We start from the raw sequence: 18,514 nt of genomic DNA, 5'->3' as shown, positions 1-18,514 counted from the left end.
GGCTTGTATATCCTATGACAAACCCCTTCTTTCGTTGGCTGCCGCTGCTAGGACTGGCACTGGTGGCGGGGCTGGCCGTGTGGCTGGTGCAGCCGCCGCGCCCGGTGCCCGCCACGGCGCCCGCCACCGAGTTTTCGGCCTACCGGGCCCGGCCCGATTTGGTGGCCGTGGCCGGCCAGCCCCACCCGCTGGGCTCCGGGGCCAATGCCCAGGTGCGCGACTACCTGCTGAGCCGCTGCCGCGAGCTAGGCCTGGCCGCCAGCGTGCAGGACCTGAGCCTGGTAACCGCTGACCAAGGCCCCCTCACCGCTGCGCGGGTGCAGAATGTGGTGGCCCGCCTGCCCGGCCGGCAGCCCGGCGGCCCGGCCGTGCTGGTGCTGGCCCACTACGACTCGCAGCCTCACGCCCCCGGCGCCGGCGACGACGGTGCCGGCGTGGCCGCCATGCTCGAAACCATCCGGGCCCTGCGCGCCGGGCCGCCCCTGGCCAACGACGTTATCTGGCTGTTTACCGATGGCGAAGAGGCCGGCCTGCTGGGTGCCCGCGCCTACGCCGCCGACACGGCCCGCCTGCGCCGCGAAGTGGGCGTGGCCCTCAACTTTGAGGGGCGCGGCAACGCCGGCCCCAGCCTCACCTTTGAGGTGAGCCCGCAAAATGGCTGGGTAATGCGCGAGTACGCGCGGGCGGCACCCTACCCCATCGCGTCGTCGCTGTTTTACGAAGCCTATCGGCACCTGCCCAACAATACCGACTTCACGCCGCTGCGCCAGGCAGGCATCACGGGGCTGAACTTTGCCTTCGTCGACGGCCACCCCTACTACCACAGCCCGGCCGACACGCCTGCCCACCTCGACCTGGGCTCGCTGCAGCACCACGGCTCGTACATGCTGAGCCTGGTGCGGCACTTCGGCAACATCCCGCTCATCCACACCAAGGGGCCCGACGAAACATTTTTCAACCCCCTGGGCGCCTGGCTGGTGCATTACCCCGCCGCCTGGAACCTATGGCTTACCCAGCTCACTATCAGCCTCATTGTGCTGACCCTGGTGCTGGCCTACGTGCGGGGCCAGCTGAGCGCGGGCAGCCTGCTGGGCGGGGCGCTGGGCTGGCTGGGCGGCGTGGCCCTGCTGCTACTAGGCGGCTGGGGCCTGCTGGCGCTAGTGGCCCGGCTCTATCCGCAATACGGTATTTTTTACGACCGCGCTTCTTACAATGCCTTGGCTTACCAAGGGGCGCTGCTGGCGCTGGGGCTAGCCGCCTTCACGGCCTACTACGGCTGGCTGAGCCGCTTTTTGCGGCCGGGGTCGCTGCTGGGGGGCGTGCTGCTGGTGCTGGCTTTGCTGCTGGGGGTGTTGCAGTGGCAGGCACCCTCGTCGGCGTTTTTGCTGGCGTGGCCACTGCTGGCTACCGTGCTGGCCTGGGGCGTGCGGCTGCGCCGGGTGGCCAGCCCCACCCGGCAGCCCGCCAGCAGCCCGGTCGAGTGGCTGCTGGCCCTGCCCGCCGTGGCGCTGCTGGCGCCGACTATCTACCTGCTGCTGGTCATCTTTGGGCTTAATGTGCTGGCGCTGGTAGCCTTGCTTTTCCTGGCAATACTGCTGGGGCTGCTGCTGCCCGTGCTGCTGCCGGTGCTGCGCCCGGCGGTGGGCCCCAACCGGCCGCCGGCCACCAACTGGCTGCTGCCCGGCCTGGCCCTGGCCGAGGTGCTGATGGCGCTGCTCATCGGCCACCTGGGCCGGCAGCCCACGGCCAATCAGCCCCAGCAAACGCACTTGTACTATACCCTCGATGCGGCGCACGGCCAGGCCTACTGGTTGTCGTCGGCCCCTAGCCCCGATGCCTGGACGCGCCAGGTATTTACCCGGCCGAAGGTGGCACCGCTACCCGCGCTCTTCCCGCAATCGGCCGGTCCGGTGCTGCACCAGGCGGCGCCCGTGCTGCCGCTAGCCCCGGCCAGCCTCACGGTGCTGGCCGACCAGGTGGTGGCCGGCCAGCGCCGGCTGCGCCTGCGCCTGCTGCCCGGCCGCACCGAGGTAAGCAGCTTCACGCTGCGCATTGGCCAGGCTGCCCGGCTGCGCTCGGTGCGCGTGGCCGACGAGCTAACGCCCGCCGCCAGCCTGCACCCCGAAGCCGGCGAGGTGAGCCTGCTGTTTCTGGCACCGCGCGCCGATGGCGAAGACCTGACGCTGGAGCTGGCCGGGGCTGGGCCGGTGCCGGTCGTCGTGACTACCCGCACGCTGGGCCTGCCCGGCACCCTGGCGCCTGCGCTGCCTTCCACGGTGGTGCCAGCCCCGGGCTACAACAGCTTTACTACCCAGGTACGCCAGGAATTCTCACTGTAAGCACTTGGTAGTTTACCAGTTATCATCGGCCGCTTTGCCGCTTACTTTTTGCCGAATGCTGCTGGCCTGCTGGCGGCCGCTGCGGTAAACGGCGTCGATGGTCGATTGCAGCACCGGGCGCGGGTAGCCCTTGTCGTCGAAGGTGAGGGCGTTGGGCGTGAGGTAGTTCTCGATGGGCGTAACGGCGCCCTGGCCCTTGCCGCCGTCGAAGGCAAAATCGGTAACCTGGTAGCGGAAGCGCCCCGGCTTTACCTGAATGATGATGGTGCGCCACAGCGGCACCTGCACGTTGGCCCCCAGCATATTCTGCATTACAAGCTCACTGGTTTTGCCGGTGAGCGTGCCGCTGGCGGCATCGGCCTGCTCCAGCACGGGCTGCACGGCGCCGGGCGCCGTGGCAAACCACTCTTTGGCGCGGGCATACAGCTGGGCCTGGCTAGCCCCCGGCACCTGCACCACCGCCCGAAACGAAACCTTGCCGGTGGCCGAATCTACGGGCAGCGGGTTTACCCAGCCGTGCAGCTTGGGCAGTTTCAGCTGGGTTTGGGCGGCGGCCGGCAGGCCCGCGCCGAGCAGCGCTACGGCAACTAATACGTATTTCATAAGCAGGTTTTACGCGAGGCCCGGCGGGCTAGTTGGTGCCCGGCCGGGCGGCCGGGCTAGCCCGCCGGCCGCCCGGCCAGTGCCAAACTCGGGCCAATTACTACTTATTGCCCACAAAAAAGGGCCGCAGCTTTTCAGCCACGGCCCTTTTAGCAACTGCTGCTCGCTGGTTAGTTCAGCGACGCTACGTCGATGACGAAGCGGTACTTCACGTCGCCTTTCAGCATGCGCTCGTAGGCCTCGTTGATGTGCTGGATATCGATTACCTCGATGTCCGACATGATGTTGTGCGCGGCGCAGAAGTCAAGCATTTCCTGCGTTTCGGCAATGCCGCCAATGAGCGAGCCAGCCACGCGGCGGCGCTTGCTGATGAGGTTGAAGGCGTGCAGGTGCGGCGCCTCGCTGGGTACCCCTAGCAGAATCATGGTGCCATCGAGGCGCAGCAGGTTCACGTAGGCGCCGAGGTCAATCTGGGCCGAGATGGTGTTGATGATGAAGTCGAAATAGTTGCCTACCGACTTAAACTGGTCTTTGTCGCTGGTTACCACAAACTTGTGGGCACCCAGTGCTTTGGCGTCGGCCTCTTTGCCGGCCGAGGTGCTGAGTACCGTTACTTCGGCACCCAGGGCCACGGCAAACTTCACGGCCATGTGGCCCAGGCCGCCCAGGCCCATTACGGCTACGCGGTGGCCGGGGCCCACCTTCCACTGGCGCAGGGGCGAGTAGGTGGTGATGCCGGCGCACAGCAGCGGGGCCACGCGGGCCAGGTCGAGCTTCTCGCTCACCTTGAGGGTGTATTTCTCATCCACCACAATGCTTTGCGAGTAGCCGCCGTAGGTGGGCTTGCCGGTCTTGATTTCGCGGCTGTTGTAGGTGCCAATCATGCCGGTAGTTTCGCAGTATTGCTCCAAGCCTTCTTTGCACGACGAGCACTCGCGGCACGAATCGACCATGCAGCCCACGCCGGCCAGGTCGCCTACTTTGAAGTTCTTCACGTGGTCGCCCACGGCCGACACGCGGCCCACAATTTCGTGGCCGGGCACCATCGGAAAAATCGAGCCGCCCCACTCATCGCGAATCTGGTGCAGGTCGGAGTGGCACACGCCGCAGAACAGGATGTCAATCTGCACGTCGTGGGCGCCGGGCGCGCGGCGCTCCAGCTGGAAGGGTTCGAGGGGAATATTGGCGGCGGGGGCCGCATACGCTTTCGTAGCAGACATACTAGGGGTTGGTTTGGTTGAAATGGACTTACGAAAACGCCGCCGCGCCCCCAAGGGGTTGCGGCGGCGCTGGCGGCTAAGTGCGGGGTTAACTCCCGGCCCCGGGCTTTGTTTGGGCCGGTGCGGCGGGGTGGGCCAGTGCTTCGGCCACCAGCCGGCGCATACGGGCCAGCGACTGGTGGCCGAAGCGCCGCTGCAACATGCGCCCTAACAACTTGAAGCCCAGCCAGTAAAACGGATTGCGAATATGCCCCGGCTGCGACATGGCCTGGATGCGAAACTGCACCGCGCCGGTTGCCAGATTTTTGTGCACCGAGAAGTTTATCTGGCCTTTCTCGAAGTGGCCCTCCAGGGTGCGGTAGCCGTAGCCCCACACCCGCTCGGGGCCGGCGGGGCTAGCCTGGGCCGCCGCGTCCACGACATCGACCACGCGCACGCCGAAGTAAAAGTTGAATACCAGAAAGTGCGCCCGCAGCACCATAATGCGCTTGTCCAGGGGCTGGCCAGGGTCGAAGTAGCCGGTAATGAGGTCGGGCGGCGGAAAGGCGTAGCGGCGCATTACTACCTGGGCCGCCGCAAACGAGCCGGCTTCGGCGGGTGGGCCGGGGGCCTCGGCGGGTAGGTCGGCCACGTAGTGGTCAATGCGCCAGCCCGTGGCCGACGAGTATTCGTGCACCTGCTCGTAGTCGTAGTTGACCCGGGCGTGGGCATAGGCGGCGAGTAAGGCTCGGTACTGCTCCCAGGCGGGGGCGGAGGTGGCCGGGCTACTCATGGGCTAGCTGCTGCGTGGTGGTGCCATTGGGGGTGCGGCGGGTGGTTTCGACCGTGACGGGGCCTAGCGCCTGGCCGCCGCTGGTCTGGGCCACGCGCTCGCAAAACTCAACCCAGGTGGCTTCCTGCATCAGCTTGCCGCCGCCCAGCGTGTCGTAGGCAAAGGCCACCAGGCCATCGCGCGAGCGGGCCAGCGAGTGAATTTCGAAGCGCAACGCATCGGCCCGGCCATCGAGCGGGTGCACCTCGAAGCGGATGCGCCCGGCCTCGGGGTGGCCTTCGAGGGTCAGCAGCTCAAAAAACGTGGGGCCCACGGCCGTCACGCGCACGCTGCCGTTCCAGGGCCCAAAAATCCTGATGTGAAACTCGTCGCCCTCGCGCAGGCTGCCCTCCTGGCCACGAGTACGCTCAAAATCGGCCAGCAGGCCCGGCGAGAAGCCCGGCACATCGGCCTGCACCGCCGCCATCAGTTGCGCGGGCGTGAGGCGCGGCCGCTCCAGGTCGATATAATAGCGGCGCTCCAGCTCCGGGCCGCTGCCCTGGGCAGCCGGCTGGGCGGCGGTTGAATGCTCGGACATTTTTTTGAGTTAGGAATTAAAAGTTAGGAGTTAGGAGTTGCCGGCTGCGAAATGGCGCGTTGCGTTGCCCCAGACTCTCATTGCTTTTACGCTGCTTACGTAGCCTAGCCAAAAAGAAAAGCGTAGGTACGCCACCAATTGTCTCCCGGCCACCAACTCCTAACTTTTAATTCCTAACTCATAACTAAAAATATGGCCTACTATCGCCCGCCCGGCCCCTCGCCCGACCCCGCCCTGGTGCGCAGCCTCACCGAGCAGCAGCACGCGCTGCGCCAGCGCGTGCGGGCCGAGCCGTTGGCCCGCGAGCCCCGGCTTATTGCGGGCTGCGACTCGTCGTTTCCGACGCCCGACACGATTTTGTCCGTATTTGTAGTGCTGAAATTTCCGTCGTTGGAGCTGGTAGAAAAGGTCTATAATTACGGCCCCGTTACCATGCCTTACGTGCCGGGCTTTTTGTCTTTTCGGGAGGCGCCCAACGTTATTCAGGCCTTTGCCAAGCTCGAAAACAAGCCCGACGTAATTATGGTGGATGGCCACGGCATTGCGCACCCGCGCCGGGTGGGCATTGCCGCGCACCTCGGCGTGCTGCTCGACTGGCCCACTTTCGGCGTAGCCAAGCAAAAGCTGACGGGTACTTACCAGGAGCCAGCGCCCGAAAAAGGCAGTAGTACGCCCCTGCTGGATGCTAAAACGGGCGAGCTAATCGGCGAGGTCATCCGCAGCAAAGACAAGGTGCTGCCGCTCTTCGTGAGCCCCGGCCACCGCTGCAACCAGGCCACGGCCACGCGCCTCACCCTAGCCTGCCTGCGCGGCTACAAGCTGCCCGAGCCCACCCGGCTAGCCGACCACTGGGCCGAAGAATTCAAGAAAGAGGTGCGCTAAAGTCTTTACGCCGCCGTTGCTAACGGCCTTGAATTTCTTTTAGTTGGCCGGGCTATGGCTTTCAGAAAGCCCGGGTTTATCTTTGATTAATTTGCCTGCGGGCAAAGAAATATTCCTAGGTTGCTTAGCACATTCCGGAGCCTGACCCACCCTGTTTTCTGCAATTTCCGCATTTGGCTCTATGTCCAAACTTTATTCTTTTGCTTTTTACTGCCTGCTAGCCTGCGCCTGGGCAGCCACGCCGGCGGCGGGCCAGGCGCCCGCGCCCGGCCCGCGCGTTTGCGCCACCCCGCAGGCCGATGCCTGGCAGCAAGCGGCCCTCAAGCGGCAGCTACCCGGCTACAGCGCCGCCAAGCGGGCTAGCACAGTGGCCCCGGGGGCGCTGCGCGCGGCAGCCGCCACCTACACGCTGCCGGTGGTGGTGCACGTCATTCACAACGGCGAGGCCGTGGGCACGGGCACCAACATCAGCCAGGCGCAGGTGCAGTCGCAGCTCGATGTACTGAACGAGGACTACCGTAACCTGAATGCCGACGGCGCGCTGGTGCCTGGCGTGTTTCAGCCGCTGCGGGCCGATGCCCAGTTTCAGTTTGTGCTGGCTGCCCGCGACCCTAGTGGTGCGCCGATGGCCGAGCCGGGCATCGACCGCGTGGACCGCACGGCCAAGGGCTTCTCGGCCCCGCCCTACTCGCTGAGCTATGCCGAAACGACCATCAAGCCGGGCACCGACTGGAACCCCGACCAGTACCTCAATATTTGGGTGATGAACCTGGGCGGCGGGGTGCTGGGCTACGCGCAGTTTCCGGACAACACGGCCGGCCTGGGCGGCCTGAGCCCGCTGGGCGGCATGGCGGCTACCGACGGCGTGGTGATTTTGTACTCGGCCTTCGGGCGGGTGGGCACGCTCAGCAGCACCTACAACAAGGGCCGCACCCTCACCCACGAGCTGGGCCACTGGCTGGGGCTGCTACACGTGTGGGGCGATGCCGACTGCGGCAACGACTACTGCGCCGACACGCCCACCCAGCAAACCGGCAACTACGGCTGCCCCACGTTTCCGCACATCACGTGCTCGAACGGCCCGAGCGGCGACATGTTCATGAACTACCTCGACTACGTGGATGATGCCTGCATGGCCATGTTTTCGGGTAATCAGAAGGACCGGATGCAGGCCGTATTTGCCGCTAACACGCCGCGCCGCGGGGTACTCCTCACCTCGCCGGCTTTGTGCACCACTACGCTGGTGGCCACGGCCACCAACAGTGGCGCCACCTGCGCCGGCAACCCCGTGCGCCTGACGGCCACTGGCCCGGCCGGCGTAAGCTACGCCTGGCACGGCCCCAATGGCTACGTGAGCACCGAGCAAAACCCCACGCTGCCCAGCGTGAGCCTGATGACGGCGGGCGTGTACACCGTCACGGTATCGAACAGCAGCGGGGCCTGCCCCGGCACGGCCAGCACCACCGTGGTAGTAAGCCCGGCGCCGCCCAGGCCCACGCTAGCCCGCTCGGCCACGGCGGTGTGCCCGGGCACGGCGGTTACGCTGTCGGCCACCATTCCGGCCGCGGGCAGCCTGCCCAGCGAGGACTTCAACGGCACCGCTCCGGGCTGGACCATCGGCAATGCGGGCCTGGCCAGCACGGCCTGGCAGTACCGGCCGGCACCCTTCAGCTATTCCAGCGCCTATGTGGAGCTGAGTAGCTACTCGCTCAATGGCAGCCGCTTTGCCCTGGCCAACTCCGATATCGGCGGGGCCAACTCAACCACCAATACCACGTTGGTTTCGCCGGTGTTCAGCACCGTGGGCTACAGCACGCTGCAAGTTGCCTTTCAGCAATACTACCGCAACGACCCCGGCGACCTGGCCACGGTCGAGATATCGACCGATGGCGGCACTACCTGGGCGCCGGTAGCTACTTATATTGATGGCCAGGGCACTTCGTCGCGGCCGGCTAGCTCCCTTATCAACCTCAATGCCTATGTGAGCCAGCCTAGCGTGCAGCTGCGCTGGCACTATATGGCCACCTGGGCGTATTTCTGGGCCATCGATAACGTGGCCGTGACGGGCACCCCGGCGCCCTTTACCTACGCCTGGAGCCTGGTGAGCGGCAATGGCCTGCCGGCTACCGCCGCCGGGCCCACCCTCACCGTGAGCCCCACGCAAAGCTCTGTCTACCGCGTTACGGTGAGCAGCCCGAGCTTCGTCTGCACCACAAGCGACACGATTGGGGTGCGGCTGGCAGCACCCGTATGGAGCGGCGCGGCGGGCAACGGCAACTGGTTCGACGCCGCCAACTGGCTGAGCGGCTGCGTGCCCACCCGCGCTACCGACGCCGTTATTCCGGCGGGCCTAAGCACGCCCTACCCTACCCTGGCGGGCGGCACGGCCGAGGTACGCACCCTCACGCAGCAGGGCAGCCTGACCCTGGCGGCGGGCGAATTGGCTTTGTATGGCGACTACGCCGGCACCGGCGCCCTCACCCAAACCGGCGGCGCCGTGGCTACGCGCGGGGCCGCGGCCCAAACCTTGCGCCCCAGCAGCTACCAGACGTTACTTATTGCCGGCACCGGCCCCAAAACGATTGGAGCGGCCACCATTGGCAGCAGCCTTACGCTGGCGGGCCCCGTGCTCAGCACCGGCCCGGCCACGCTCACACTGGCCCCCACGGCCACGCTCACCGAAACCGACGCTAGCTACGTGCTGGGCAAAGTGCAAACCGCCCGCACCCTGGGCACCACGCCCGATAGCTTTGGCGGGCTGGGCCTGCTTATTGCGGCGGCTAGCCCCCCCGGCCCCACCACGGTGGTGCGCACCACCGGCCAGCCGCAGGGCGTGGGCCCGGCCAGCAGCATCAGCCGGTATTTTGATATCACGGCCGCCACCGGCCGCAGCCTGCCGGGCGCCACCCTCAGCCAGCAATACGCTGTGCATGAGCTTAATAGCCTGCCCGAGAGCCAACTGACGATGTTCCGCTCGGCCGATGCCGGCGCCACCTGGACCAACGAGGGCGCCACCCAGCGCGACGCCGCCGCCCACCTCGTGCGCCGCGCCTACGTCACGGACCTCAATGGCCGCTGGACGCTTGCCAGCGCCGCCAGCCCGCCCACGCCGGCCGCCAGCGCCTACGCCATCAATGCCTTCCCGGTGCCCTTCGGCGCCGATGGCTTGTCGATACAGGTAACGACGGCCACGGCCGGCCCGCTCAGCGCTAAGCTCTACGACGTGCTGGGCCGCCTGCTCTACGACCAGGCGCTGGCCTCAGTCGAGGTGGGCACCAGCACCCTCACGCTGCCCGGCTCGGGGCAGCTGGCCCCCGCCAAGTATATCCTCGTGGTGCAGCAGGGCGGCCAAACGGCCCGCCTCACCGTGGTGCGCCAGTAAGGCTAGCCCCTACTAAACGAAAAAGGCCCGCTCCTGGCAGAGCGGGCCTTTTTGCTGGAAGCCTATTGCGCTAGAAAAGAAGCGCTTCTGCCTTGCTCTTTCTAAAAACGCTGGCTCGTTGGGCGCACCTTGTCGTAGCTCCGCGCTCACTGCCTGCTGTCGAAGCAATACGGCCGCCGCTTGGTACGGGCTAGCGCCTGGATAGCCTAGGCCAACGGGCGGCGGCGCCAATTGTGCTACCTGGGTAGCATATAAACAACCAAGGTGAACTTTCCGACCCGCCCTTTTAGGGGGCTGGCAATGCGCTCAGCGAGCGGAAATGCAGCACGTTTGCCGGCTTGGCGCAGGCTCGTTTGCTCGTTGACCAAGTCGTGCATCACGACAACGAAAAGCGTCGTCATTCGGCCCTGAAGCAGCTAAGTCCCTACTAAGCCCAGCCGTAAGCGAAAGGCCCAGCCGAAAAATCCGAGCGGGGCCTTTGCCTTATCCCGGTCAACGACCAGCCGGCTGAGCTACCAGCACGAAGGCTGGGAGTACTACCTGTTAAAACCCATACATCCCCCCCGAAACGGAAAGCTGCTCGCCCGTAATCCAAGCGGCCTCGTCGGAAGCCAGGAATACGACGGCTTTCGCAATATCGGCGGGCTGCCCCCGGCGACCCAGCGGGGTCTTCGCAATAAACATCGTTTCGTAGTCGCTGCCCGCCGTAACCCCCGCGCTGGCCGCCCCTTCAGTTGCCGTCGCGCCCGGCAAAATAGAATTGACCCGGATGTTTTTGGCCCCTAGCTCTTTTGACAACGAAATTGTGAGGGCATCCAAGGCCGCTTTCGTGGCCGAGTACAATGAGACGCCCGCCATCGGCGTTTTGCTGGCCCCCGAACTGATATTGATGATGTTGCCGCCCTTTTCGCTAAACAGGCTCAACGCGGCCCGGATAGTGAGAATGGGCCCTAACACATTGACGTTGAAATGCTGATGAAACGATTCGACCGAGGCCTGGTCAATGGGCAGGAATTGCTGATAAACCGCGTTGTTGACCAAAATATCGAGGGTGCCAAACGCCGCCTTGGTTTCGGCAAACAGGCGGCTGACATCGGCTTCGTTCGACACATCGGCCTGCACCGCAATGGCCGTGCCGCCGTTGTCGGTGATGGCGCGTACCACCTTATCCGCTCCCGCTTTACTGGCGGCATAATTCACGACCACGCTAGCCCCTTCGGCGGCGAAATAGGTCGCGATGGCCGCGCCGATTCCTTTCGAGGCCCCGGTTACAATGGCTACTTTATTCTTGAGCTTGCTCATCTTCTGGTTCAGTTAAAAAATTGAGCTGCAAAGCTAGAATCACAAGGTTACTTTTGGTAACTTTGTATCCGAAAGTAACAGTAACCCCGAGGTAACCCAGTAACATTATGGAGTGCATTCCCCAGCAGTTTGAAGAGAATAAACGAGCCATGCGGGCCGTCCAGGATTCGATGGACGTGCTGAACGGCAAATGGAAAATTGCCATCATCTCCTCGATTTGCTGCTACCACAAAAGACGGTTTTCGGACATGTTGGCTGATATAGCGGGCATCTCCAACAAGATGCTGAGCAAGGAATTGAAAGAGCTGGAAATCAATCAGCTGGTCACGCGCACCGTATTGGATACCCAGCCCATAACCGTGGAGTATGAGCTGACGGAACACGGCAAAACGCTCAAAACCATCATCGACAACCTGGTGGAGTGGGGCATCGCGCATCACGAAAAAATATTCGCGAAATAGCGCCCCTGCCACTTCCTAAACCTGCCCGGCGAGCACGACTTCTGCGACCAGCCCCAGCCAGCCGAAATCCGTTTGCCAGGAAGTTGGTTGCCGCCTAGCTGCTGCCGGCTGGACCCTGGCGGGGCTGAGCCGGCAGTTATTCGCCGCTCTATTACCCCTAACGCACTACCGGCCGTTTGCAATCAGTAAACGGCCGGTAGATGGCTTGCTTCGCCGGGGCCGCCCACCCGCCCTGCCTCTGCCTTAGGCGTACCGCATGGCAGAGCCGCCATCGGCCAGCACCTCGCTGCCCAGCATGAAGGAGGAATCTTCCGATGCTAAAAACACGGCGACCCGGCCCATCTCGCGGGGCTGCCCAATGCGCTTGAGCGGAATCGACTCTACGAAACCGGCCTTGACCTGGGCGGCGACCTCGGCCGGCAACCCGAATTTGCCGAACACCGGCGTGTCGGTAGAGCCGGGACTGAGCACGTTGACGCGGATGTTGCGGTCGAGCAAATCCAGGGAGAACGAGCGGGCGAAAGAGATGACGCCGGCCTTGGCCGCCGAATAGGCCGCTAGCCCCGCCGACCCCTGATGAGCCGAATTGGACGCCACCAGCACGATGGACGAGCCGTCGTGCATGTGCGGCAAGGCCTTTTGCACCGTGAAGAAGACGCTTTTCAGGTTCAGGTCTACTGCCCGCTGAAAGTCGTCTTCCGTGGCGCTGGCCACCGAAACCGCCGTGCCCACGCCAATGGCCCCGCCCGCGCTCACAACCAGCGTGTCGAACTTGCCGAACTTGTCGGCCGCGGCCTGGAACACGCGCTCCAAATCCGCGAGCTGGGTCACATCGCCCTGGAGGGCGATGAAGTCGTTGCCCAGTACTTGAGCCGAGGCGTCGAGCGTTTCGCGGTTGCGGCCGACGATGGCCCCTTTGGCGCCTTCATTCTTGAATTCCTGCGCAATGCCGAAGCCAATGCCACTGTTGCCGCCAGTGATGACGGCTACTTTGCCTTGTAGTTTCATAAGATAAAAATTGAATGAGTAGGGCAGTGGACACCGCCCCCTTGGTTGAACTGCCTGGCGTTGAAACCAGCGCGGAATACAAGAGCCAGCAGCACGTATATTCGCTTGCTTTTTGCAAGTACAAAGGTAGACCATTAAACTTGCTAATTGCAAGTAAAATTTATTTTCCGCGTAATGAAACCGCTCAAACAGCGTTCGGCCTGTGCCCTGAGTTCCTCGCTCGACATTCTGGGTGACAAATGGACCCTCTTGATACTGAGAGACATGCTCTTCATCGGCAAGTCTTCCTACGGGGAGTTTGCGCAGTCCGAAGAAAAAATGGCCACCAACATTCTGGCCGACCGGCTAGCCCTGCTGGAGTGCCAGGGCATCGTGACCAAGACCGTGGCGGCGGATAAAAAATCGAAGTTCATCTACCGCCTCACCGAGAAAGGGCTGGACCTGGCCCCGCTGATGGGGGAGTTCATTTTGTGGGGCCACAAGCACTGCGCTAACGTCCTGGATACGGCCTTAATGCTGGAATTGCGCCAGGACCAGGCCGGCACCATCCGCAAGTACCAGGAGCTGGCCCGGGCCGCCGCGCGGCCAGCTGCCACACTATAAACCAGGTCGTACGCACACTTCGCCGGGCGCAACCGGGTTAGGTGGCGACTGCGGCCACGGGGTAAATACGGCACCTTACGTGCTTTAAAACATTACTTTTTGCTTCATCACGCCCGGCCCGGCGGCCAGTGAAGGAAAAGCCGCAGCCGCTAGGGCACCAGCTTGAGGTTCAGGCGCGAGTGACTGGCATAGCCTGGATAATCCGGGCCAACGCCCGGCGCAGCCTCCAATTTGGCTAATTCAAACAGTTTCCTGGCTAAATGCCGCCCGCAGGCCGGCCAGCGACTCGCCCGCCGCGGCGGGCAGGCCTAGCAGCCGCGCCACGGCCGCGTACACCACGCCCGGGCCGGCAGCGGCTAGTATACCCTGGTCGGCGGCCGCCTGGGTGGTTTTGCTCAGCTTATTGCCCGCCGCATCGGTGAGTAGGTAGTGGTGAAAAAACTGAATGCGCGCCGGGTTGAAGGCACTCGTTTCGGGTAGCTGGGCCGCTAGCCACAGCTGGGCGGCCGTGCTGGGTAGCAGGTCCAGCCCCCGCACGATGAGCGTGGTGCCCAGCCGCAAATCATCGACCACCGAGGCTAGCTGATAGGCTGCTACCGCGTCTTTTTTGCGCACTACAAAGCCGGGCATTTCGATGGCCAGCGGCACGCGCAGCACGCCCTGGCAGCCATCGGCCCACGTAATGGTGGTGCCCGTGGGTACCCGCGCCCGCCACGCCACGCCCGGCGTGCTTAAGGGCACCACGGCCTCGCCCGCGCCGCCCGTGCGCGAGCGCAGACTGCCATACACGAGGCCCGGCCGCTGGGCCAGCCGCCGCAGCACCTGGTTGTAGGCGGGCAGGTGCAGCAGCTGCGAGTAGTGCCGCAAAAAGTCGTCGGGGCTGCTAGGCCCGTGGTCATAATCCAAGCCTAGCCAGTCGATTACCCGAAAAATATTCTCCAGGTAGGGGCGTCGCAGCCGGGCGCGGTCGAGGTCGTCGATGCGCAGGTGCAGCGTGCCACCGGCCCGGCGCACCAGCAGCCAGGTAAGCACAAAGTTGACGGCGTTGCCCAGGTGCAGGTAGCCGCTGGGCGTAGGGGCCAGCCGGCCCACCACGGCCGGGGGCAGCGCTACGCCAGCACTATCCACGGCTCGCCCTGCGCGTGCGCCCGCAACTCGCCGAAGCTTTCCAGCGCCAAGCCGTGCCGGGCAAATACGGCCTGGGCGGCGGCCTCGGCGGCGCCGGGCTCTACGCACACCAGCAGGCCACCCGAAGTTTGGGGGTCGCAGAGGTAAAACTTCTGCTCGTCGGTAAGCGGGCCCACTTTGTGGCCGTAGCTCTGGAAGTTGCGCACCGTGCCGCCCGGCACCGCGCCTTGCAGCAGGTAGCGCTCGGCCTCGGCCAGGCGCGGCACCTGCCAGTAGTTGAGAATGGCCTGCACGCCGCTGCCCTCGCACACCTCGGCCAGGTGCCCGAGCAAGCCAAAGCCCGTGATGTCGGTCATGGCCCGCACGCCGGCAATCTCACCCAGGTCGGCCCCTATTTTATTGAGCTGGCGCATTTGGGCGGGAGCCACGTCGGCGTCTTCGGGGCGCAGTATCTCACGCTTCTGGGCCGTGGTGAGAATGCCCACCCCTAGCGGCTTGGTGAGGTAGAGGCGGCAGCCGATGGTAGCCGTGTCATTGCGCTTCAGATTAGCTTCGCTCACCAGGCCCGTCACGGCCAGCCCAAAAATGGGCTCGGGCGAGTCGATGCTGTGGCCGCCGGCCAGCGGAATGCCGGCCTCGGCGCAAATGGCGCGGGCACCTTCCGTTACGCGGGCGGCCACTTCGGGCGGCAGCTTATCGATGGGCCAGCCCAGCACGGCAATGGCCAGCAGCGGCCGCCCGCCCATGGCGTACACGTCGGAAATAGCATTGGCCGAGGCGATGCGCCCGAAGTCGAAGGCATCATCGACGATGGGCATAAAAAAATCGGTGGTGCTGATAACGCACTGCCCGGCCTGATTAGGCAGGCGGTACACGGCCGCGTCGTCGCGCGAGCCGTTGCCCACTAGCAGGTTGTCGTAGTTGGGCTGCGGCAGGCTGCTGTGCAGGATTTTATCGAGCACGCTAGGCGCAATTTTGCAGCCGCAGCCCGCGCCGTGGCTGTACTGCGTGAGGCGAATCTTGTCGAGGTCGGTCGGGGTCATGAGAGGTGGCTAGCGACAGTTAAAAATTCCAGGCGGCATGTTGCAGCACTACCCGGTACTCGTCGGGGTCGACAAAGGTGAGACCCTGGCGGTCCCAATAGCTATTGTGGGCCGGCACCGGGTGGTAGCCGTGGGCGCGCATCCGGGCTACGGCCGCTTCCCACTCGGCACGCTCGGGCAAATAAAACACCAGCAGGTTTTCGGCCGTGGGTGCGGGCGGCACCACGTGGCCGGCCTGCTGCGTAAACTCCAGGTGATACGGCGCCTGCGGGTGCCCGAGCATCAGCCCGTCGAACCCATCGTGGCCGGTAAAGGTATACAGTTCGGATAAGCCCAGGCCGTCGACGTAAAAATGATGCAGGGCAGCCAGGTTATTGGTGGGCCGGGCCACCCGCAGTGTCGGAATCATGGTTTGCCGGAGTAGTTACTACCGCTAACTGATTGCCCTGGCTAGCCGCCAGCACCAGCGTCGCGTTGGCCGCCGCGTCGGTAGTGGCGGCGGGCACAGTGGTAGCGGGCCGGTCGGCTAGCCCGTAGCCGTAAGTTTTATCATAATAAGCTAGCACTAGCTCTACCATGCGCGGCATGTCGCCGTCGGCGATGGCGCCGAGCGCTTCTTTGGTAACGAGGCCGCCGAGGCGCTTGCGCAGGCGCAGCACGGCCGAGGCCAGCCCGCCCGCGTCGTGGCGGCCATAGTCGGCGGCCAGGTACTGCACGCGGGCTTCGCTATGCACATCTATCACCACCAGGGGCGCGGCGCGCATTTGCTCAAAAAATGCATTCGGGATGCCCAGGCTGCCGATGGTGCGGCTCTCATCTTCGACCCAAATGGGCCGGTCGGTGGGCAGCCTGGCCAGGGCGGCGGCCAGGTCGTTCTCAAACTGCTCCTGGGTGGGCTGCGGCGGCTGGCCCAGCGCCCCAAACGATGAGCCCAGGTGGTTGGCCAGCTTTTCGAGGTCCAGCACGGGCTCACCGCGCTGGGCCAGCGCGTGCAGCACGGCCGTTTTGCCGCTGCCGGTGTAGCCGCCCAGCACCCGCAGCTGGCGCGGGCGGGCAAACTCGGCCAGCGCCCAGCGGCGGTAATCCTTGTAGCCCTTATCCAGCAAGTTGACGTGGAAGCCGGCCAGCTCCAGCAGCCACAGCACGGCGCCGCTGCGCATGCCGCCGCGCCAGCAGTGCAGGCGCACCTCCTGGCCGGGGGCTAGCTTCTGGGCCTGCTCCACCATGGCGCGCATCTTGGGGCCAAAAAAATCGAGGCCTAGCAGCACGGCCTTTTCCGGGTTTACCTGCTTGTAGGTAGTACCGATGCGCGCCCGCTCCTCATCGGTGAAAAGCGGCAGGCTCAGCGCGCCCGGAATGTGGCCTTGCGCGTACTCGGCCGGGGCGCGCACGTCGAGGATGGGGCCGGCGGCGGTGTCGAGAAAATCGGTTATCGGGTGGCGGGGCATGGCGGGGTATTAGAAGTCAAACTTACGCGCTCCGGCGCCGGGCGGGTGCGCGCCGGGCGCCGGCCGGCCCGGCAACTGGCAGGCTAGCCCACGCTTTTTAGCTGAACTCCTTGCCCACCTTCCCCACGCGGGCAGTAAGTTTGCAGCTAATTCGCGGTAAACTCACCGGGCTTCCGGCCGGTTTGCCGTGCGCTTTCGCTAATGCTGACAGCTTTTCTCGTCTTTTTTCCGCTGGCCGCCGCCCTGCTCCTTCACTTTGCCAAAGGCGCCGCGGCCCGCGCCCTGGCCCTGGGGGCATCCTTCCTCGAACTAGCCGTTGCCGTGTTTGCGGCCATTGCCTACGCCCGCAATGGGCCAAGCGGCTTCGACCTCAACCTGAGCTGGATACCTTCGGCGGGCATCAATTTTCACCTTGGTATTGATGGCCTGAGCTTGTGCCTGGTGCTGCTCACGGCTACGCTGGTGCCCATTATCCTGGCCACGGCGTTCCGCCACGAAGAGTACGAGAACCCCGGCGCCTTCTACGCCCTGGTGCTGTTTATGCAAACCGGCCTGCTCGGGGTATTCACGTCGCTCGATGCCTTTGTGTTTTACTTCTTCTGGGAAGTGGCCCTGATTCCGATTTATTTCCTGGCCGGCGCCTGGAGCCGCTCCGAGCGCCGTATCCCGATTACGTTCAAGTTCTTCCTGTACACCATTATCGGCTCGCTGTTCATGCTGGCCGGCTTTGTGTACCTGTATCTGCAAACCGGCCCGGGCGCTGGCTCGCTGGCCGCGCACTCCTCCGATATTCAGGCGTTTTACGCCGCTGGCAAGCAGCTAGGGGCCTCGGAGCAGTCGTGGGTGTTCTGGCTCATTTTCGCCGCCTTCGCGGTGAAGATGCCGATTTTCCCCTTCCACACCTGGCAGCCCGATACCTATACCGAGTCGCCGGCCCCGGCTACCATGCTGCTCTCGGGCATCATGCTGAAAATGGGCATCTACGGCTGCCTGCGCTGGCTCTTGCCGGTGGTGCCGCTAGGGGTCAGCCAGTGGCAGCAGCTGGTGATGGTGCTCGCCATTATCGGCATTATCTACGGTGCTATTATTGCCATTCGGCAGCGCGATATGAAGCGGCTCATTGCCTACTCGTCGCTCTCGCACGTGGGCCTGATGATTGCTGGCGTGTTCTCGCTCAAGGCCATCGGCCTGCAAGGCGCGGTGGTGCAGATGCTGGCCCACGGCGTAAACGTGGTGGGCATGTTCCTGGTGGCCGACGCCATTGAGCGCCGCACCGGCACCCGCGATTTGGCCGACCTCGGCGGCCTCACCCGCCGCACGCCGCTGCTGAGCGTATGCTTTCTGGTAATGCTGCTGAGCACCGTAGCGCTGCCCCTCACGGGCGGTTTCGTGGGCGAGTTTCTGCTGCTAGCGGGGGTGTACGAGTTCAATATGTGGGCCGGCGCCGTGGCGGGCCTCACCATTATTTTCTCGGCCGTGTACCTGCTGCGCATGTATCAGCGCGCCATGCTCGGGCCCGATTCAGCTTATTCCGACACCATTACCGACCTCAACGGCAAGGAGTTGTTCATGTTCGTGCCGCTCATCGCGCTGGTGTTCTGGCTCGGCTTGTTTCCGGGCACGTTCCTGCATTTGTCGGAGCCGGCCATCAGCCAGATTCTGACCCTGGTTGGCCGGTAGCCCCACCCCCAGCCCCTCCCCTTCGGGGGAGGGGAGCCTGACGATTATTTTGTTGTAAACCATTTA

18 protein-coding genes are annotated in these 18,514 nt (G+C 64.4%); 7 read left to right on the top strand and 11 right to left on the bottom strand.

The genetic code is table 11. From position 1 onward, the window contains the following. The first annotated feature begins 14 nt into the window (after positions 1 to 14). Positions 15 to 2,339 (top strand): M20/M25/M40 family metallo-hydrolase, encoded by a 2,325-nt coding sequence (locus Q5H89_RS14175; protein WP_305019990.1) that lies wholly within the window; start codon positions 15 to 17, stop codon positions 2,337 to 2,339. A 12-nt stretch (positions 2,340 to 2,351) separates the two neighbouring features. Here the strand turns inward: Q5H89_RS14175 and Q5H89_RS14170 are convergent, their stop codons facing one another. From Q5H89_RS14170 to Q5H89_RS14155, 4 genes are all read right to left on the bottom strand, one after another. Continuing rightward, complete coding sequence (locus Q5H89_RS14170) at positions 2,352 to 2,942, bottom strand: DUF4468 domain-containing protein (RefSeq protein WP_305019989.1); 591 nt, start codon at positions 2,940 to 2,942, stop codon at positions 2,352 to 2,354. 170 nt (positions 2,943 to 3,112) lie between these two features. Next, positions 3,113 to 4,162 carry an NAD(P)-dependent alcohol dehydrogenase gene (locus Q5H89_RS14165; protein ID WP_305019988.1) on the bottom strand — a complete coding sequence of 350 codons (1,050 nt, stop codon included), beginning with the start codon at positions 4,160 to 4,162 and terminating at the stop codon, positions 3,113 to 3,115. 88 nt (positions 4,163 to 4,250) lie between these two features. Next, the gene (locus tag Q5H89_RS14160) at positions 4,251 to 4,934 is read right to left on the bottom strand and encodes a DUF1990 family protein (protein WP_305019987.1); all 684 of its coding nucleotides are present in this window, start codon (positions 4,932 to 4,934) and stop codon (positions 4,251 to 4,253) included. Then, complete coding sequence (locus Q5H89_RS14155; protein ID WP_305019986.1) at positions 4,927 to 5,511, bottom strand: DUF1990 family protein; 585 nt, start codon at positions 5,509 to 5,511, stop codon at positions 4,927 to 4,929. The genes Q5H89_RS14160 and Q5H89_RS14155 overlap by 8 nt, the downstream gene beginning before the upstream one ends. 192 nt (positions 5,512 to 5,703) lie before the next feature. On the opposite strand from Q5H89_RS14155, the gene nfi reads away from it, so the two are divergent. Together nfi and Q5H89_RS14145 are read left to right on the top strand one after the other, a co-directional pair. Continuing rightward, a complete protein-coding gene (gene nfi, locus Q5H89_RS14150; protein ID WP_305019985.1) occupies positions 5,704 to 6,393 on the top strand; it encodes a deoxyribonuclease V in 690 nt (229 codons plus the stop codon). 181 nt (positions 6,394 to 6,574) lie between these two features. Next, positions 6,575 to 9,775 (top strand): M43 family zinc metalloprotease, encoded by a 3,201-nt coding sequence (locus Q5H89_RS14145; RefSeq protein ID WP_305019984.1) that lies wholly within the window; start codon positions 6,575 to 6,577, stop codon positions 9,773 to 9,775. 236 nt (positions 9,776 to 10,011) lie between these two features. Here Q5H89_RS14145 and Q5H89_RS14140 read toward each other — a convergent pair whose 3' ends face one another. Continuing rightward, entirely contained in the window at positions 10,012 to 10,176 is a 165-nt protein-coding gene (locus Q5H89_RS14140) for a hypothetical protein (RefSeq protein WP_305019983.1), read from the bottom strand. Here Q5H89_RS14140 and Q5H89_RS23370 point away from each other — a divergent pair. Continuing rightward, on the top strand, positions 10,147 to 10,206 hold the full coding sequence (locus Q5H89_RS23370; RefSeq protein ID WP_449271982.1) for a hypothetical protein: 60 nt from the start codon (positions 10,147 to 10,149) through the stop codon (positions 10,204 to 10,206). The genes Q5H89_RS14140 and Q5H89_RS23370 overlap by 30 nt on opposite strands. Before the next feature lie 112 nt (positions 10,207 to 10,318). Here Q5H89_RS23370 and Q5H89_RS14135 read toward each other — a convergent pair whose 3' ends face one another. Next, positions 10,319 to 11,077, bottom strand: a complete 759-nt coding sequence (locus Q5H89_RS14135; protein ID WP_305019982.1) for an SDR family NAD(P)-dependent oxidoreductase — start codon at positions 11,075 to 11,077, stop codon at positions 10,319 to 10,321. Between the two features lie 149 nt (positions 11,078 to 11,226). Here Q5H89_RS14135 and Q5H89_RS14130 point away from each other — a divergent pair, with 149 nt between their 5' ends. After that, complete coding sequence (locus Q5H89_RS14130) at positions 11,227 to 11,538, top strand: winged helix-turn-helix transcriptional regulator (protein WP_305019981.1); 312 nt, start codon at positions 11,227 to 11,229, stop codon at positions 11,536 to 11,538. A 243-nt stretch (positions 11,539 to 11,781) separates the two neighbouring features. Here the strand turns inward: Q5H89_RS14130 and Q5H89_RS14125 are convergent, their stop codons facing one another. Beyond that, the gene (locus Q5H89_RS14125) at positions 11,782 to 12,546 is read right to left on the bottom strand and encodes an SDR family oxidoreductase (protein ID WP_305019980.1); all 765 of its coding nucleotides are present in this window, start codon (positions 12,544 to 12,546) and stop codon (positions 11,782 to 11,784) included. 174 nt (positions 12,547 to 12,720) lie between these two features. On the opposite strand from Q5H89_RS14125, the gene Q5H89_RS14120 reads away from it, so the two are divergent. Then, entirely contained in the window at positions 12,721 to 13,149 is a 429-nt protein-coding gene (locus tag Q5H89_RS14120) for a winged helix-turn-helix transcriptional regulator (protein WP_305019979.1), read from the top strand. A 240-nt stretch (positions 13,150 to 13,389) separates the two neighbouring features. Here Q5H89_RS14120 and Q5H89_RS14115 read toward each other — a convergent pair whose 3' ends face one another. Genes Q5H89_RS14115 through mnmH form a run of 4 tightly spaced genes read right to left on the bottom strand, consistent with a single transcriptional unit; the run spans position 13,390 to position 16,768 of the window. Further along, complete coding sequence (locus Q5H89_RS14115) at positions 13,390 to 14,277, bottom strand: glutamate--tRNA ligase family protein (protein ID WP_305019978.1); 888 nt, start codon at positions 14,275 to 14,277, stop codon at positions 13,390 to 13,392. After that, a complete protein-coding gene (gene selD, locus Q5H89_RS14110; protein WP_305019977.1) occupies positions 14,259 to 15,320 on the bottom strand; it encodes a selenide, water dikinase SelD in 1,062 nt (353 codons plus the stop codon). The genes Q5H89_RS14115 and selD overlap by 19 nt, the downstream gene beginning before the upstream one ends. Before the next feature lie 19 nt (positions 15,321 to 15,339). Then, a complete protein-coding gene (locus tag Q5H89_RS14105) occupies positions 15,340 to 15,729 on the bottom strand; it encodes a VOC family protein (RefSeq protein WP_305019976.1) in 390 nt (129 codons plus the stop codon). Beyond that, positions 15,692 to 16,768, bottom strand: a complete 1,077-nt coding sequence (gene mnmH / locus Q5H89_RS14100; RefSeq protein ID WP_305019975.1) for a tRNA 2-selenouridine(34) synthase MnmH — start codon at positions 16,766 to 16,768, stop codon at positions 15,692 to 15,694. The genes Q5H89_RS14105 and mnmH overlap by 38 nt, the downstream gene beginning before the upstream one ends. Before the next feature lie 201 nt (positions 16,769 to 16,969). Between mnmH and Q5H89_RS14095 the strand changes: the two genes are divergently transcribed. Further along, the gene (locus Q5H89_RS14095) at positions 16,970 to 18,448 is read left to right on the top strand and encodes a complex I subunit 4 family protein (protein ID WP_305019974.1); all 1,479 of its coding nucleotides are present in this window, start codon (positions 16,970 to 16,972) and stop codon (positions 18,446 to 18,448) included. Positions 18,449 to 18,514 lie beyond the last annotated feature (66 nt).

This window comes from Hymenobacter cheonanensis (assembly GCF_030581075.1).
GTDB lineage: Bacteria > Bacteroidota > Bacteroidia > Cytophagales > Hymenobacteraceae > Hymenobacter.
Note: the sequence above shows the minus strand (reverse complement) of the source record. Positions and strands in the feature narration are given on the sequence as shown.

What these genes read in the sequence shown, in the direction of transcription:
- Q5H89_RS14135 (WP_305019982.1), bottom strand. Translation starts at nt 11,077, where the DNA reads ATGAGCAAGCTCAAGAATAAAGTAGCCATTGTAACCGGGGCCTCGAAA.
- Q5H89_RS14130 (WP_305019981.1), top strand. Translation starts at nt 11,227, where the DNA reads ATGCGGGCCGTCCAGGATTCGATGGACGTGCTGAACGGCAAATGGAAA.
- Q5H89_RS14170 (WP_305019989.1), bottom strand. Translation starts at nt 2,942, where the DNA reads ATGAAATACGTATTAGTTGCCGTAGCGCTGCTCGGCGCGGGCCTGCCG.
- nfi (WP_305019985.1), top strand. Translation starts at nt 5,704, where the DNA reads ATGGCCTACTATCGCCCGCCCGGCCCCTCGCCCGACCCCGCCCTGGTG.
- Q5H89_RS14175 (WP_305019990.1), top strand. Translation starts at nt 15, where the DNA reads ATGACAAACCCCTTCTTTCGTTGGCTGCCGCTGCTAGGACTGGCACTG.
- Q5H89_RS14125 (WP_305019980.1), bottom strand. Translation starts at nt 12,546, where the DNA reads ATGAAACTACAAGGCAAAGTAGCCGTCATCACTGGCGGCAACAGTGGC.
- Q5H89_RS14160 (WP_305019987.1), bottom strand. Translation starts at nt 4,934, where the DNA reads ATGAGTAGCCCGGCCACCTCCGCCCCCGCCTGGGAGCAGTACCGAGCC.
- Q5H89_RS14155 (WP_305019986.1), bottom strand. Translation starts at nt 5,511, where the DNA reads ATGTCCGAGCATTCAACCGCCGCCCAGCCGGCTGCCCAGGGCAGCGGC.
- Q5H89_RS14120 (WP_305019979.1), top strand. Translation starts at nt 12,721, where the DNA reads ATGAAACCGCTCAAACAGCGTTCGGCCTGTGCCCTGAGTTCCTCGCTC.
- mnmH (WP_305019975.1), bottom strand. Translation starts at nt 16,768, where the DNA reads ATGCCCCGCCACCCGATAACCGATTTTCTCGACACCGCCGCCGGCCCC.
- selD (WP_305019977.1), bottom strand. Translation starts at nt 15,320, where the DNA reads ATGACCCCGACCGACCTCGACAAGATTCGCCTCACGCAGTACAGCCAC.
- Q5H89_RS14105 (WP_305019976.1), bottom strand. Translation starts at nt 15,729, where the DNA reads ATGATTCCGACACTGCGGGTGGCCCGGCCCACCAATAACCTGGCTGCC.
- Q5H89_RS14140 (WP_305019983.1), bottom strand. Translation starts at nt 10,176, where the DNA reads ATGACGACGCTTTTCGTTGTCGTGATGCACGACTTGGTCAACGAGCAA.
- Q5H89_RS14095 (WP_305019974.1), top strand. Translation starts at nt 16,970, where the DNA reads ATGCTGACAGCTTTTCTCGTCTTTTTTCCGCTGGCCGCCGCCCTGCTC.
- Q5H89_RS14165 (WP_305019988.1), bottom strand. Translation starts at nt 4,162, where the DNA reads ATGTCTGCTACGAAAGCGTATGCGGCCCCCGCCGCCAATATTCCCCTC.
- Q5H89_RS14145 (WP_305019984.1), top strand. Translation starts at nt 6,575, where the DNA reads ATGTCCAAACTTTATTCTTTTGCTTTTTACTGCCTGCTAGCCTGCGCC.